We start from the raw sequence: 14,939 nt of genomic DNA, 5'->3' as shown, positions 1-14,939 counted from the left end.
TCTCCTGTCCTGGTGACAGGAGATGCCACCGTGTGAAAATTTCCCGTGATCACCTGATCCACGTGGTTGATCGTTTGCCGGGATTCAGTAGCAATCCCTGTTCCGAAGCATCGCAGCGCATGCTTCAGGGGATCCCTGCCGTCGGTGGCCCTACCTGATACTCGGTCCCCCCGCTACCGACGGCATGACCTGCGGAGCCCCACCATCCATTGGTGGGGCTCCGTTGGTCGAAGGGCATTTGTGGCCGTTTCTCGACGACGGCTAGGGATGGCCGCGGTGCTTCGGCCGCGAGCAGCTGGCGCCGCTCTTTCGGGCATTTCGTTCTGGCGCGTGCTGCTCCAGCGTGACGCCGTACGGCCGACGGCGGACCTCGAGTCGAGGAGGTCGACGCCCAGAGGCTGTGTCACACGGTGGCGGACTTGAGGAACGTGACGAACGACGTCCAGGCCGGGGCCGTGAGGGTGAGGACCGGGCCGTGGGGGAGCTTGGAGTCGCGGACGGGGACGATGCCGGTGTGGGCGTCGCAGACCTCGACGCAGTTTCCGCCGTCGCCGTTGCTGTAGGTGCTCTTGCGCCAGGCAGCGGTGCTCAAGTCAATCCGGTTGCTTGCCATGTCGGTCATCCTCAGCCGCTTGCTCGATCAGGGCGAGGGACGCCTCCGGCGGCAGTGCGGCGGCCCTGAGCCGATCGTATGCCTTGCGGTACTGCTTCACGAGGGCCGGATCGTCGATGGTGTCCCCGCTGTACTGCGCCTCCGTGTAGACCAGGGGTGGGGCGTCGGAGAAGGTCATGATCATGGCCGTGCCCAGCATGAGGGGGTGGGGACCGCATTTCCACGGAAGGATCTGGGGAACGATCCGCCGGCGCCGTGCCAGTGCCGCGATCCGCTCCCACTGCTCGGCCGTCGGTTCCGGGGGGAGGATCGGCTGACGGATCAGGGACTCGGGAAGGATGGCCCAGTATTCAGGGGTGTTGTGGTCGTCGTCGAAGAGACGGGCCCGTGCCATCCGGGCGCTGACCTTCTCCTCCACCGCCTCGTCAGGGGCCATCGGGTGCGCCGACCGCACCACCGCCCGCGCGTACGAGTCCGTCTGCAGCAGGCCCGGGATCAGGGTCGGGCACCACTCCTCGATCGTCTCCGCGTGCTTCTCCGCCTCCAGCACCCGCTCAAAGTAGCTCGCGTGCCCCCGCCTCTTCGCCTTCCGTACGTCCTCGCAGCGGCGCTTGAAGAAGCCGTCCGTACCCAGCACCTGGTCCACGTGCTCCGCCAGTTCCGCCGGCATGCGGCGCGTACCGCGTTCGATCTCGCTGAGGTGGCTGGGGCCGTAGAAGCTGCCCTCGACCAACTGCTGGAGCGTGAGCCCGGCCGCCTCCCGCTTCCAGCGCAACTCACCTCCGTAGAAGGTCGGGACGCCCGCCGATCCGTCGATGTCTTTGCGCTGCCCCATCGTTCACCGTCCTTGGTGCCGTTACCGCTCGCTTCCCGGCGTTCCCCAGCCCGTACCAACTCCACCGCGCGTACGCGCAGTTCAGGGCCGGGTGCCCGAACCTCTTCCACGCTACGCGGCCCGGCGTCACTGTGTGAGCAGTTCGTCACACAGCGCACTGGAAGGTGTGAACCCCATGCACGACCACCCCGACGCACAGACCTGCGCCGAGGAGCTGCGGGCTGCCCTCGCCGCCCACGGCATCACGCTGCCGTCACTCGGCGTCGACCTGCCGACCTTCGCCGCCCGCTACCCGACCCGGCCGCTCATCGCGCTGGGCAACTGCAACCTGCTCACCCCTCGGGCGCTGGTCGCCGCCCTGCGTAGACGAAGTTCGAGTACACGACGCGGATCGACGGCTACTCCGCCGACCTGTGGCGCAAGACCTCGCCGCTCGGCAACGTCTGGGAGTTCGGCTACGACCAGTTCGGCAACCAGACGTCCGTGACGGACCCGGAGGGCGTCGCCTCGGCGACCGCCGGTGACTACACGGCGACCACCGAGTACGACGCGTACGGCCAGCCCACCAAGCAGACCGACGCGAACGGCCACGCCACCACGTACTTCGGCTTCGGCCCGCACGGCTACCCGACGAAGATCACGGACGCGCTGAACAACTCCACGAACTTCGTCTACGACGAGCGCGGCAACACCAAGGAGGTCATCAACGCCAAGGGTGCCAAGGTCACCCAGTCCTACGACTACTTCGGCCGCCCGCTGGAGCAGAAGCAGCCGAAGGACCAGGCGGCGGGCGTCTACATCACCACCCCGGCGCCCGAGTACGACGCCAACAACAACCTGCTGAAGGTCTTCACGCCGAGCGGCGCCGAGTCCTCCTCGGTGTACGACGCGGCCGACCAGGTCACCGACTCGCTCGCGCCGAAGGACCTCACGACGGATCCCGAGCGGCGCACGACCACGACGTACGACAAGGTCGGCAACGTCAAATCCGTCACCGAGCCCAAGGGCAACCTGACGGCCACGGTCGGCGACTACACCACGACCTACACGTACGACGAGATCTACCAGCCCGTCTCGGTGGTCAACGCCAAGGGCGACAAGGTCTCCAGCGAGTACGACAACGTCGGCAACGTGGTCACCGTCGTCGACCCGAAGAAGAACGCGACCGCGGACACCGCCGACTTCACCACCAAGTACACCTACGACCTGAACGACCGGGTCACGAAGACGACGGACGCGGCCGGCAAGTTCACGACGGTCGAGTACGACCTCGACGGACGCTCGCGGAAGGCGACGGATGCCGAGGGCAACACCACGGAGTCGGTCTTCGACCGGCGTGGCCTGGTCAAGGAGATCAAGGTCCCGTACTCGAAGGACGGTTCAGGTGCCATCACCTACCGGACGACCCGCTTCGAGTACGACGAGGCCGGCAACCGGACGAAGGAGATCAGCCCGCGCGGCGTCGCGACCACGGACGACGCGACCGACTTCACCTCCGAGACGGTCTACGACGAGCTGAACCGGGTCAAGGAGCAGCTCCGCCCGTTCGATTCCGGTGACGCCGACTACGGCACCCCGGACAAGACCTTCTTCTTCTACGACTCGGTGGGCCAGCTGGAGCGTGTCTCGGCGCCGCCGTCGCAGGGGCAGACGGTCCGCAACGACACCCAGTACACCTACTACGACAACGGGTGGACGAAGTCCGCGAAGGACCCGTTCGAGATCACCACGTCCTACGACTACAACGCGCTCGGCCAGCAGACGAAGAACACGCTGACCTCGGCCGGCGGCTCGTCGCAGCGGACGATGACCTGGGACTTCTACCCCTCGGGCAACCAGAAGGCCCGCTCCGACGACGGCATCCCGGTCGGCAACCACGTTGTGGTCGTCGACTCCACCGACGTCAACAACACGGCGACGCAGGGCAGCTGGAACGCCTCCCAGGCCATGGGCCAGTGGGGCTACGACGTCCGCACCCATCCCAAGGGCACCGGCGCCGACTCGTTCACCTGGCAGCTCAGCATCCCGCAGGACGGTACGTACGAGGTCTTCGTCCGGCACGGTGACGTGACCGGCGCGGCGACCAACGCCCCGTTCAAGATCACCCACGCGGGCGGCGAGGTCACCAAGCCGGTGAACCAGACCACTCGTTCCGGTGAGTGGGTCTCGCTGGGCTCGTACTCCTTCACGGAGTCCGGCACCCAGAAGGTCACGCTGTCCGACCTGGCCGACGGCACGGTCGTCGCCGACGGTCTGAAGCTCGTCCGCTCCAACACGGGCGAGAGTGACAACGAGAAGAAGGACTTCACCTACCGGTACGACGTCAACGGTCTGCTGGCCGAGGTCAAGGACCTCTCGCCGGGCGCGAAGGCCGACGCGTACGCGATGACCTACGACGAGCTCAACCAGCTCTCGAAGGTCGAGGAGAAGCTCGGCACGACGGTCAAGAACACGACCTCGCTGGCCTACGACGTCAACGGCAACCCGGTCGAGACCACGCACGACGTGACGTGGTCGAAGTCCGAGTACGACGTCCGCGACATGATCAACAAGATCACGAACGCGGACTCGCCGACGGCGGGCAACCAGCAGATCAGCACCTTCACCTACACCGACCGCGGCCAGCCGCTGAAGCAGACGAAGCCGAACGGCAACACTGTCGACTACGCCTACTGGCTCAACGGCGCGGTCAAGTCGCAGGTGGAGAAGAAGAGCGGCGGCACGCTGGTCGCCTCGCACGACCTGGAGTACGACCCGAACGGGAACCGCTCCAAGGACACGTCCAAGGTCATGAACGCCGACAACGCGGCGGACTACCTGGACACCGTCTCGACGTTCGCCTACGACCCGCAGGACCGCATCAAGACGGTCACCAAGACCGGCGACGCGGCGGGCACGGAGACGTACAAGTACGACGGCAACTCCAACATCGTCGAGCAGACGGTGGGCACCGTCTCGTCGACGTCGACGTACGACCGCAACCGTCTGCTGAAGACGTCCGCGGGCGGTGTCGCGTCCACGTACAACTACGACCCGCTGGGCCGCCTGGACACGGTGTCCTCCAACGGGTCGGTGCAGGAGAAGTACAGCTACGACGGCTTCGACCGGATCGCCAAGCACACGGCGGGCACGGGCGCGTCGGCGAAGACGACGTCGTACGTGTACGACGCGTTCGACCGCACGGCGCAGGAGACGACGTCCGGGACGGGCGGGAAGACGACGCTCTTCACGTACCTGGGCATGGAGTCGAAGGTGCTGCGGGAGGAGGTCGCCGGCAAGGCGACCAAGTCCTACCAGTACAGCCCGTGGGGCCAGAAGCTGACCCAGATCAAGCACAACTCGGATGCGACGAAGGAGTACTCGCAGTTCCTCTACCACCCCAAGGGTGACGTGGAGGCGATCACGAAGGACGACGGCAACACCAGGGCGACGTACGGCTATTCGGCGTACGGCTCCGACGACGAGAAGCAGTTCACCGGTGCGGACAAGCCGGACGCTGCGAACCCGGACAAGGAGCAGTACAACGACTACCGCTACAACGCGGCACGTCACGACGACGGCTCCGGTACCTATGACATGGGCTTCCGGAACTACGACCCGGGTCTGAACCGGTTCCTGACGCGTGACATGTACGGCGGCGCGCTGGACGACATGGGCCTGGCGACGGACCCGTACACGGGCAACCGGTACGCGTTCGCCGGCGGTAACCCGATCTCCTTCGTGGAGCTCGACGGCCACCTCTTCGGCATCGACATCTCGCTCTCGGACGTGGGCCACGCGGCCCTGGACGTGGCGGGCATGGTGCCGGTGATCGGCGAGGTCGCGGACGTCGCGAACGGCGTGTGGTACGCGGCCGAGGGCAACTACGCGGACGCGGCGCTGTCGATGGCTGCGGCGATCCCCGGCGTGGGCGCGGCGGCGACGGCGGCGAAGTACGCCAAGAAGGGTGCGAAGGCCGCGGACGCGGTCAAGGGCGGTAAGAACGCTCCGACGCCCAAGCCCAAGACGTCCAAGTCGAAGCCGAACAAGACTGCCGACAAGCCTGCCCCCAAGAAGGAGGCCGGCAGTTGCAAGGTTCCGGCGAAGAAGAACAGCTTCGTCCCGGGCACCAAGGTGCTGATGGCCGACGGGTCCACGAAGAACATCGAGGACCTGAAGGAGGGCGAGTACGTCCTGGCCTCCGACCCGGAGACCGGCGACCTGCAGGCCCGCCAGGTCACCGACACCCGTAACCACAGCGGTGTCAAGCACCTGATCACCCTCACCGTCGACCCCGATGGCAAGAGTGGCGACGCCAAGCCCGAAACCATCACCGCCACGGACGAGCACCCGTTCTGGGTACCGGACTTCGGCAAGTGGGTCGACGCCGAGGACCTCGAGCCCGGCATGTGGCTCCAGACCTCGGCCGGCACCTGGGTCCAGATCACCGCGATCGACGAAGCCCACCGCAGCCAGCGGGTCCACAACCTCACCGTCGAGGGCCAGCACACGTTCTTCGTCGTGACCGGCGAGTTCGCGGTACTTGTCCACAACACCGGCTGCCCGACTGCGGATGCGCTGCGTGCCGCGCCGCATCCGAACAAGGTGACCTTCCCCAAGCTCGACCCCAAGAAGACGGCGGCCGATGCGGGAGGCGTGAAGGCGGCGAGTGGCTTCTCCGCCGATATTCCCGCGGGATTCCAGCGAGCTATGCCGCAGCAGGTCTTGAACGACCTGTCTCCGCATGGTTACGCGAGGAAGGCGAACGAATTTCTGGACAACGCAGGGGGCCAAGGTACGGCCGCCCTGTCTCACGCGGAGAAGCAGGCCTCGGCCCTGAATCCGGGTGCTGACGCGATCTCTGGGAATCGCGCCATGTGTGACGACTGCATCAGCGCATTCCAGCAGAAGGCCAAGAGTCTCGGTCTGAATCAGGCCGTACCACCCGTTTTTTGTCGTGCTGTACCATCTCGATCTGGAGTTACTGAATTATGGGCATGGGGTGGGCAGGGTGATGGAAGAAAGGCGCGGGTTTCCCGTCGGTTATTCTGTTTCGTCGATGATTGCGCATGGCGAGGCAGCACTCGAGGCCGCCGACCCCGTGACAGCGGGAAACTGGTTCGTGCATGCTTTCCGGCTCGGTTCAAGGGAGGCGGGGGCGCTGTTGGAGCAGATCACTCCCACATTGGAAGGCTTGCTGGACGATCCGGCAGAGGGTGCCGGAGCCAATGCGCTACTGGGCGGAATTCATCTCGCATTTGATACGCAGCACGAGCGCGCATTGTCCTTGTTCCGTCGCGCCGCGCTGTCCGGAGACCCTCAAGGTATGCGCGGCCTTGGCTTCATGCTCGCGGAGGGCATGGGCACGACGGCGAACCGTGCGGAAGCAAATGAATGGTTCCAGCGAGGTGCGGAACTCGGTGATGGATACTGTGCCTACAACATGGCTCTGGCGTCCCGTGAAGGTCTGGGGATGCGTCGGAACGCGAAAGAGTTTCTGGCCTATCTTCGTCAGGCCGCCGATGCCGGTGTTCCGGAGGCGTGTGCGCTGCTCGCCGACCAGTACAACGCCCGGGATGAGGAAGAAGATGCCTTCGGGTGGTACTTGACTGCCGCGCAGGCGGGGCACGTTCCTGCAATGTGGGTGGTCGCCGCCAGATACGAAGCCGGCCTGGGGACCGGGGAGGACAAAGTCCAAGCCGTGCGGTGGCTCCTGCAGATGATGCACAGGGGTAACGGCGACGGATTTCATGAAGCGTTGCGGATCGCACGCGGCATGTCGGCAGACGATGTCAGGAGGGCCGGGGAATTGGCGGACCGTACGCCGGATGCCGAGGCGATTCTGCACGTGGTAGGGAACACGTAGGGTCAGACCGACGCCAGATCGGTGGCGATGAGAGACGGGCATCGACTCCCTGTCGCCCCGCGTGTCCGAGACCCCGTCCGGACGAGGCCGTCCTCGCCCCGTTCTATCCGCACCTCGAAGTCCGACCCGTGCTACCGGGGGGCGGACTCGAGCTCCGGCGCGAGGAGGACATGGCGGAGTTCCTGCCGAGTCCGGTAGGGGCGAACCCCGGCGAATTGGTGCCGATGGCGACGGCCACGACGGGCGAGACGCTTTTCCTTCGCGTTCCGACGCCCCCTCGTCGCCCTGGCATGTCGGGGTTCAGGAGTTCGACAGTCCGGAGGGAGAGGGCTGGGCGAGTAGCACGGTACGTATTTCCCGTCCTGCCGAACCGGTCCTCGAGCAGTACGTCCAAGTGAGCCTCGGGGGTGAGATTGTCGACATCGTCCTCGAGGAAGCACGTCCCGCATCGGGAGAAGATGCCATCCGGGGCAAGGATCTGATGTTGACCCATCGACTGCTCCCATCCGCAGAGAGATCGGTCGGGACGACGAACGCCAAGGGGGCAAGCGCGCCATGGACCTCGCATGGGTCGAGTCGGAGGGCGGGCCGATGATTGCCGTGGAGGAGTCGCTGAGGCACCTGTGGGGCGGATACGCGAACACCGACTACGAGACTGCGTGTGCGGTCGAAGGCCCCGCCGGGCTGGTGCCGTTCGAGGAGCAGTCGGCCGGCCCGGGTTCGGCGCTGGTGATCGGTGACCTTCCTGCTCCGACGACCTTCATGGAGGAGTTCGGCGCCCTCGTCCAATGGATCGCGGCTTCCAGCGAGGTCCGACTCGTCGACGTCGTACGGCAGGGCATCGGCTTCGTGGACGAGTGGGAGGACGGCCCGGTCGTCCAAGTGAACGGCCGACTGGCCTTGTTCGACGCCGCACTGCCCGGGACGCAAGCCGCCGCGGACGAACTTCTGCTGGTGGACGTCGAACCGGCGGTCTATCGGCTGAGGACTGCGGACATCGAGTCGGACACCGGTACCTGCGCGCGGGTCCACAGATTCGATCGGTTGATCAAGTGAGTCGCGCGTCGCAGCCGCGCATCGGTGCCGATCGCTGTCGCTGACATCTCGGCGACAGAAGGCGATGGAACGGGAAGCCCCGCCGGTCTCCGGCGGGGCTTCTCGCTGTCCGTGGCCTCGAGCCCGCTGTGGAACGGCCGCCCATACTCGCGCTCAGGCCACCGGCCACGGTGGCACAGCCTCGGCCGGTCGCCGGTCGCGGCGCCCGGCCACGTACCCCCCGATCCCCAGGCCCGTCCCGGCCAGGGCCGTCACGATGCCGAGGATTCCCAGCGACGCCAGGACCACCGGCACGGTGGGATCGTCCTGCACGCGCCCGCGCACCCCGGATGCCGCGACGCTGCCCGACTGCTCGCCGAGGAAGAAGCGCGAGTCGTTCGAGTTCGCCCGGTGGTCGCCCAGAAGGAACAGCCGCCCGTCCGGCACTGTCACGTCGTACTCCCCGGTCCCGGCATCCACCTCGCCGTGCATCACGTACGGTTCGTCGACCGGCTTCCCGTTGACCGTGATCCGGCCCCCGTGGCAGCACACCACGTGATCGCCGCCGAGCCCGATGACCCGCTGGAGGACCGGCCTGCCCCGATACCGGTCGGGCACATCGACGAGCACGACGTCGCCCCTGCGTATCCCGCCCGCGTCCGTCCGCTCGATGAGCAGCCGCTCGCCGGGACGGTACGTGGGCGCCATCGCCTCGCTCATGACGGTGGCGCCTTTGTAGCTCGTCCCTGTGTAACCGATGCCGCCCAGCATCAGGACCAGTCCGAGTGGTACCAGTACCCAGGCCGCGACTCTCAGGCCGCTTCCCGCTCTCCGCTGCCGCATGAACGCCCTTCCCTCGACCCTCCCGACCGCCGGGCGGGCCAGCAGAGGCTAACGGTTCCCGGCGTGACGGTTCGCGGTGGCCCGGGGCCGGAGGCCGGCGCCGAGGGGGTGCGTCACGCGGTGGCGGGCGACTTGAGGGACGTGACGAAGGCGGTCCAGGCCGGGGCCGTGACCGTGAGGACCGGGCCGCTCGGCACCTTGGAGTCACGGACGGGGACGACGCCGGTGTGGGCGTCGCACACCTCGACGCAGTCGCCGCCGTCGCCGTTGCTGTACGTGGACTTGCGCCAGGCGGCCGCGCCGGGGAACGCCTCCGCGACCTCGACGCAATCCCCGCCGGTGCCGTTGCTGTAGCTGCTCTTGCGCCAGACGGCGGTGGTCAAGTCAATCCCGTTGCTTGCCATTTCGGACATCCTCAGCCGCTTCCTCGATCAGGGCGAGGGACGCCTTCGGTGGCAGTGCGGCGGCCCTGAGCCGATCGTATGCCTTGCGGTACTGCTTCACGAGGGCCGGATCGTCGATGGTGTCCCCGCTGTACTGCGCCTCCGTGTAGATCAGGGGAGGGGCGTCGGGGAAGGTCATGACCTTGGCCGTGCCCAGCATGAGAGGGTGCGGTCCGCAGTTCCACGGAAGGATCTGGGGAAGGATCCGGTGGCGGCGGGCCAGTGCCGCGATCCGCTCCAGTTGCTCGGCCGTCTGCTCCGGCGGGAGGATCGGCTGGCGCAGCAGCGACTCGGGCAGGATCGCCCAGTACTCCGGGGTCCTGTGGTTGTCCTCGAAGAGGCGGGCCCGTGCGAGTCGGGCGCTGACCTTCTCCTCCACCTCCTCGTCCGGCGCCAGCGGGTGCGCCGAACGCACCACCGCCCGCGCGTAGGCGTCGGTCTGCAGCAACCCCGGGATCAGCGTCGGGCACCACTCCTCGATGGTCTCCGCGTGCTTCTCCGCCTCCAGCACCCGCTCGAAGTAGCTGGCATGGCCCCGCCGTTTCGCCCGTCGCACGTCCTCGCAGCGCCGGCGGAAGAAGCCGTCCGTGCCGAGCACCCGGTCCACGTGCTCGGCCAGTTCCACCGGCATCCGGCGCGTGCCGCGTTCGATCTCGCTGAGGTGGCTGGGGCCGTAGAAGCTGCCCTCGACCAACTGTTGGAGGGTGAGGCCCGCCTCCTCCCGTTTCCACCGCAACTCGCTGCCGTAGAAGGTCGGGACGCCCGCCGAGCCGTCGATGTCCTTGCGCTGCCCCATCGCCCACCGTCCCTGGTGCCGTGTACCGCCCGTTCCCCGGGGTTCCCCGGCCCGTACCAACTGCAGCGCGCGTACGTGCAGTTCAGGGCGGGGATCCCGAACCTCTTTCACGCTACGCGGCCCGGCGCCACGCTGTGAGCAGTTCGTCACTCAGCGCACTGGAAGGTGTGAACCCACCCATGTACGACCACTCCGAAGCCGACGACTGCGCCGAGGAACTGCGGGCCGTCCTCGCCGAGCACGGCATCACCCTCCCGTCCCTCCGCGTCGACCTGCCGACCTTCGCCGCCCGCTACCCGGCCCGGCCGCTGATCTCCCTCGGCAACTGCAACCTGCTGACCGCCCGGACGCTGGTCGCCGCCCTCCGCAAGGGAGTCGCGTGATGAGCCGGCCGCCCCTGACGCTCGACCTGCTCGCGACCCCGGCCGCCGTGTCCGGCGTACGCCGCGCCCTGGGCGACTACGGCGTCGATCTCCAGCTCTGCGCGAGCGAGCTCGTCACCAACGTGATCCGTCACGTCGGTGAGGGAACGCCGGTGACGGTCCGGGTGTCGTGCGGCGGCGGCCGTACGCGACTGGAGGTCACCGACCCCGACCCGCGTGCCCTGCCCGTCCTGTGCGGGACGGCCACCGCCGACGACGAGTCGGGCCGGGGCCTCGCTCTCCTCGACGCGCTGACCCTGCGGTGGGGCGTGGGGCAGCGGCCCGGCGGCAAGACCGTCTGGTGCGAGCTCGCCGCGTGGCGGTCAGAGGGCTGCGACCGGCTCCGGCCAGGACAGGGCGGCAGCCATGAAGTGCCCGTCGTCCACGGCGAGGAGCTGCGGCGCGGAATTCGCACGAACCCTTGATCGGAGGCGATCCGGATCAGGCGGTCGTCCAGCGCTGTACCGTCTCGTCGTCGCGGACGAGCCACGTTCCGTCGCCGAGCGGCACAGCAGTGACCCCCGGCGTCCGCGGGTAGGTGAGTTCGGCGAGGGGCCTGAGTGTGTGGGCGTCCAGGAGGAGGTGGGTGCCCTCCTCCGCCCACTGTTCCTCGGCCGTCACGACCAGGATCCGCTTGTCGTCGACGAAGCCCGGGGTGCAGCCGACGAAGACCCTTTCGTCCGGGAGGACATCGCCGGCCTCGATGATCACCTCGGCGGCGCCGTCCTGCGTGCGGGTGAGGTATCGGCCGCCGATGTCCTGGATGACCAGCGCGCCCTCCGGGCCGACGCCGACGCAGGCTTCCGTGGCGGTGCCGGTCGCCCGCACGCCGAGCCCGCTGTCCGTGCGGGTGACCAGGAGACACAGGGTGCCGTCCTGACCCATGGAGGCGGTGAGAAGAACCTCTGGGCGTGCGTCCGGGAACTGCTGGAAGGCGTACGCCGCTGAGAAGGACGGCAGGAGGTGCTCGGCGAGCACCTCGCCGGTGGCCAGATCGAGGGCGCGGCAGATGTCGCCCGTGGAGAGCCCGTCGGCTCCGAGGGGTCCGGCCATGGTCGCCAGAAGGACACGGCCGGCCGGGTCGGGCGTGCACGCGCCGGAGGCCCCGGGCGAATGCTGCCGGTCCCGGTGGCGGTGCTCCCAGCGGACGGTTCCGTCGGCCTCGTAGACAGTGACGGCCCGCCGGCTGCTGATGGCCAGGGCCCCCTCGGGCAGCGGTGAGCAGTACGTGCCGGACGTGTAGGGATCCGGGTCGGTCCACGTTGCGCGGTCGGCGAGCACCCGGGACGGATGGGCGTCGACCTTGCCGATGGTGATCGTGCCCTCGTGCCGGGTCACGAGCCAGTGCGCGCCGTCGCGCATGAGCCAGCCGTCCAGGTTGCCCAGTGCCTCGGTGATGCCGGGCAGGGACTCATGCGCGAGCAGCCGTACGGGTGCATGGGGGTGGTTCATGTGCTTTTCCTGGTCCGTGTCCGGGGTGTAGCGGCTGGGCCAGTAGAACTGCCGCCGGTGGGTGGGTTTGTCGTCACCGTACGTCGGTCCCGCGAGCATGCCCTCGATGCGGATGATGGGGGCGCAGAAATCGGGGCAGACGCTGCGCATGGCCGCGCCGTGGGTGGGCAGCCAGTCGTCCGAGCCTTTGCTGTGCAGGCGGCTGAGGTAGTGGAGGATGTTCTGCTGTGCGTGCCCGCCCGGGACGCCCATGTATCCAGGTGGGGGCGAGGGCCGCGCTGTTCGGCACGCGCGACATCAGGGCGAGGCCGCCTGGGGCCGGTGTCAGCGGCATCCGTTTGAATGTCCGCCATGGACGAACGGGAAGAGCCCGCGCACCAGCTGGACGAACTCCTCTCGGTGGTGCACCGGGTGGCCGCCCCGGGGGCGGGCGACCTCAACTGCGCTACACCGGGGCATCCTTCGGGGCACATATGCCTGGTGCCCTCGGAGGTGATCGGCCTTCCCGCTCTCCAAGAGGCGCTCGGCGAGCGGTACGGCCGGCCGCGGAACCTCGCCATGGGCGGGTTCCCCGACCCGACGGTGACCGCGCGGACCGGGCTGCCGCTGCTGGCCCCGTTCGGCGAGCGGATCGTGGAGATGCGCGGATGGGCGTACGCGGACCGATGGATCGGGTGCGGCAGCGCGCGGGCAGGGGACGACGTCCGGCTCGTGGTGCTGGTGGCCGAACGGGAGACCCCAAAGGCGGATACGGCGGAGCTGACGTCCTGGGTGGACGGCGTCGTCGCCGTCACGGGGTGGGACACGAGCCGGCTGCGGACGTACGACTGGGCGGCGGTCGAGACCCGGCTCGGGACGGCGCTGCCGAGCGACTACAAGCAACTGGCCGAGACCTTCGGCAACGGCGCGTTCGACGGCTTCCTCGCACTCCAGACGCCCGACGCGCCCTGCGCGAGCGCGGACATCGTCCGGCACACCGAGTGGCTGGGCGAGTGGGCCAGGACGCGCGGGAGCGAGCTGTGGCGGCCGTACGCCGTGTATCCGGTGCCGGGCGGGCTGCTGCAGTGGGGGAGCACGGAGCAGGCGCACGGGTTCTACTGGCTCACCGAGGGCCCCGACCCCGACAGGTGGCCCGTCCTCGTGACCGAGGACCTCCCCGACTCGTGGGTCCGGTTCGACGGCACGACCGCCGAGTTCGTGCACCGCATGCTCACGCGGCGGGAGCATCCCTTCTCGACGGCCCGCTACTTCGACACCCACTGGTTCGAGAGCTACGAGAGCGAGTCGGAGCCGTGACCCCCCTGTGGTCCGCCACGAGACGGAGGTTTCCGATCGGAGCCGAGATCCGGGGCACCGTCGAGAAGGCCGCTCCCTTCGGCATCTTCGTCTCCGTCGAAGGTGTGCGGCCCTACGGTGTGGTCGCGGATGTCGCCGGAATGTGCAAGGAGGCAGCCGACGCTTCGGTGGTGATCTGGCCCGGCGAGGGCGATCCGGTCACCGGTGTCGTTGTCGAGCACTCGGATCACAACGAGCAGTTGAAGATCCACCTGACGTGACGTCCTCGCACTGACGTGACGCCCGCACTGACGTGACGCCCTCGAAGCGTGACGTCCTCGGAAGTGGGTTGCCCGGAATGTCCGGCGGGGTGATCAAGGGGCGGGGGCTGTTGTACAGTCCGCGCCCCGCCGTGACGTAAGGAAGCCGCCCCATGCGAATCCGCCCCATCCGGAGTGCCGCCGTGTTCGTCCTCCCGCTCGCGCTCACGCTGGCAGCGTGCGGCGCCGAGGCGGAGCCGGCCGGGGCCGGGAGCCAGGAGACGCCGTCGTCCCCGTCGGCCGCCCCGTCCGAGCAGGCCGAGGCGCCCGAGACGGCGGAGGACTTCCTCGACCTCGCCGAGAAGGCGATGGCCGAGGAGCAGGCCTGGTCCTTCTCCGTGAAGGGGGAGGAAGGGCTCACGTCCCAGGGGCAGAAGAGCGCCGCGACCTACGAGGGCACCGTGCAGCGCGCCGTCGGGCGGGCGGCGCTGCACTCGCAGGGCGTCAGCACCAGCAGCAAGGGCAAGAAGAGGACCGAGGAGCTCTACGTCGTCGGCGAAGAGGGCCGTCTGAAGGAGGACTCGGCCGAGTGGAAGGCCGTGTCACCCGCCGATCCGGAGATGCGGAACAAGGCCGACGACCCGATCGCGGTCATCCACGAGTTCCGGATGTACGCGCAGGCCGCCGGCGGCGACGTCAAGGTGACCGAAAAGGACGGCGGCGGCACGGTCGAACTCCGCGTCACGAGCGGCGAGCAGAAGCTGAGCGCCGTCCGGCAGCGTGCCTGGGCGAAGAAGGCGAAGCGCGAGTTCGAGCCCACGGCCGAGCAGCTCCGCAAGGCCGGCATCCCTGTCGACGACGCGCGGCTGACCCTCTCCGGGCTCCAGGAGGTGCTGGTCCTGGACGCGAAGACGTACCGGATCAGGAGCCACCGCCTCGACTTCGGCTTCCTGATTCCGTACAACGGGCAGGACATGGCCTTCGAGCAGCAGGTGACCATGGAGAACCAGGGCCCGTACGACGGCAGGATCGAGCTCCCCGCGGACCTGCGCCGCTGAGCAGGCCGCCGGGGGCGGGGCCCGCGACCGTGTGACGTTCGCCCCCCGGCCGAGCGCACCCG

Annotated in this window: 14 protein-coding genes and 1 pseudogene; 9 read left to right on the top strand and 6 right to left on the bottom strand. The window is 68.3% G+C overall.

Annotation, left to right across the window (positions count from 1 at the left end):
* Positions 1-403: 403 nt before the first annotated feature.
* Entirely contained in the window at positions 404-592 is a 189-nt protein-coding gene (locus SPRI_RS14785; protein WP_238996224.1) for a DUF397 domain-containing protein, read from the bottom strand.
* 1 nt (position 593) lies between these two features.
* The gene (locus SPRI_RS14780; protein WP_005313086.1) at positions 594-1,448 is read right to left on the bottom strand and encodes a helix-turn-helix domain-containing protein; all 855 of its coding nucleotides are present in this window, start codon (positions 1,446-1,448) and stop codon (positions 594-596) included.
* A gap of 175 nt (positions 1,449-1,623) precedes the next feature.
* On the opposite strand from SPRI_RS14780, the pseudogene SPRI_RS39330 reads away from it, so the two are divergent.
* From SPRI_RS39330 to SPRI_RS14770, 4 genes and pseudogenes are all read left to right on the top strand, one after another.
* A pseudogene (locus SPRI_RS39330) lies at positions 1,624-1,815 on the top strand (hypothetical protein); the annotation flags it as partial.
* A 116-nt stretch (positions 1,816-1,931) separates the two neighbouring features.
* A complete protein-coding gene (locus SPRI_RS37125) occupies positions 1,932-6,689 on the top strand; it encodes a golvesin C-terminal-like domain-containing protein (RefSeq protein WP_005313080.1) in 4,758 nt (1,585 codons plus the stop codon).
* Positions 6,622-7,293 carry a tetratricopeptide repeat protein gene (locus SPRI_RS14775; RefSeq protein WP_234020382.1) on the top strand — a complete coding sequence of 224 codons (672 nt, stop codon included), beginning with the start codon at positions 6,622-6,624 and terminating at the stop codon, positions 7,291-7,293. The genes SPRI_RS37125 and SPRI_RS14775 overlap by 68 nt, the downstream gene beginning before the upstream one ends.
* A 555-nt stretch (positions 7,294-7,848) precedes the next feature.
* Positions 7,849-8,349: an immunity 21 family protein gene (locus SPRI_RS14770; protein WP_005313077.1), complete on the top strand. Its 501-nt coding sequence runs from the start codon at positions 7,849-7,851 to the stop codon at positions 8,347-8,349.
* Positions 8,350-8,502: 153 nt separating this feature from the next.
* Here the strand turns inward: SPRI_RS14770 and lepB are convergent, their stop codons facing one another.
* The 3 genes from lepB to SPRI_RS14755 all read right to left on the bottom strand — a co-directional run bounded on the left by lepB (position 8,503) and on the right by SPRI_RS14755 (position 10,410).
* Positions 8,503-9,171: a signal peptidase I gene (gene lepB / locus SPRI_RS14765; RefSeq protein ID WP_063805342.1), complete on the bottom strand. Its 669-nt coding sequence runs from the start codon at positions 9,169-9,171 to the stop codon at positions 8,503-8,505.
* A 113-nt stretch (positions 9,172-9,284) separates the two neighbouring features.
* Positions 9,285-9,575 carry a DUF397 domain-containing protein gene (locus SPRI_RS14760; RefSeq protein WP_005313073.1) on the bottom strand — a complete coding sequence of 97 codons (291 nt, stop codon included), beginning with the start codon at positions 9,573-9,575 and terminating at the stop codon, positions 9,285-9,287.
* Positions 9,556-10,410: a helix-turn-helix domain-containing protein gene (locus SPRI_RS14755; protein ID WP_005313071.1), complete on the bottom strand. Its 855-nt coding sequence runs from the start codon at positions 10,408-10,410 to the stop codon at positions 9,556-9,558. The genes SPRI_RS14760 and SPRI_RS14755 overlap by 20 nt, the downstream gene beginning before the upstream one ends.
* 179 nt (positions 10,411-10,589) lie before the next feature.
* Between SPRI_RS14755 and SPRI_RS14750 the strand changes: the two genes are divergently transcribed.
* Together SPRI_RS14750 and SPRI_RS14745 are read left to right on the top strand one after the other, a co-directional pair.
* Positions 10,590-10,793, top strand: coding sequence for a hypothetical protein (locus tag SPRI_RS14750; protein ID WP_037773917.1), 204 nt, complete (start codon positions 10,590-10,592; stop codon positions 10,791-10,793).
* Positions 10,793-11,257 (top strand): ATP-binding protein, encoded by a 465-nt coding sequence (locus SPRI_RS14745; protein ID WP_005313068.1) that lies wholly within the window; start codon positions 10,793-10,795, stop codon positions 11,255-11,257. Before SPRI_RS14750 ends, SPRI_RS14745 begins: the two co-directional genes overlap by 1 nt.
* Before the next feature lie 16 nt (positions 11,258-11,273).
* Here SPRI_RS14745 and SPRI_RS14740 read toward each other — a convergent pair whose 3' ends face one another.
* Positions 11,274-12,536 carry a hypothetical protein gene (locus SPRI_RS14740; RefSeq protein ID WP_005313066.1) on the bottom strand — a complete coding sequence of 421 codons (1,263 nt, stop codon included), beginning with the start codon at positions 12,534-12,536 and terminating at the stop codon, positions 11,274-11,276.
* A 99-nt stretch (positions 12,537-12,635) separates the two neighbouring features.
* Here SPRI_RS14740 and SPRI_RS14735 point away from each other — a divergent pair, with 99 nt between their 5' ends.
* The 3 genes from SPRI_RS14735 to SPRI_RS14725 all read left to right on the top strand — a co-directional run bounded on the left by SPRI_RS14735 (position 12,636) and on the right by SPRI_RS14725 (position 14,877).
* Complete coding sequence (locus SPRI_RS14735; RefSeq protein WP_005313064.1) at positions 12,636-13,580, top strand: hypothetical protein; 945 nt, start codon at positions 12,636-12,638, stop codon at positions 13,578-13,580.
* The gene (locus tag SPRI_RS14730; protein WP_005313061.1) at positions 13,577-13,840 is read left to right on the top strand and encodes a hypothetical protein; all 264 of its coding nucleotides are present in this window, start codon (positions 13,577-13,579) and stop codon (positions 13,838-13,840) included. The genes SPRI_RS14735 and SPRI_RS14730 overlap by 4 nt, the downstream gene beginning before the upstream one ends.
* A 152-nt stretch (positions 13,841-13,992) precedes the next feature.
* Entirely contained in the window at positions 13,993-14,877 is an 885-nt protein-coding gene (locus SPRI_RS14725) for a hypothetical protein (protein WP_005313058.1), read from the top strand.
* The last annotated feature ends 62 nt before the right edge of the window (positions 14,878-14,939 follow it).

The sequence above is a fragment of the Streptomyces pristinaespiralis genome, from assembly GCF_001278075.1.
In the GTDB taxonomy this organism is placed as follows: domain Bacteria; phylum Actinomycetota; class Actinomycetes; order Streptomycetales; family Streptomycetaceae; genus Streptomyces; species Streptomyces pristinaespiralis.
The sequence above is the reverse complement of the archived record's forward strand: the minus strand, read 5'-3'. Positions and strand labels throughout refer to the sequence as shown.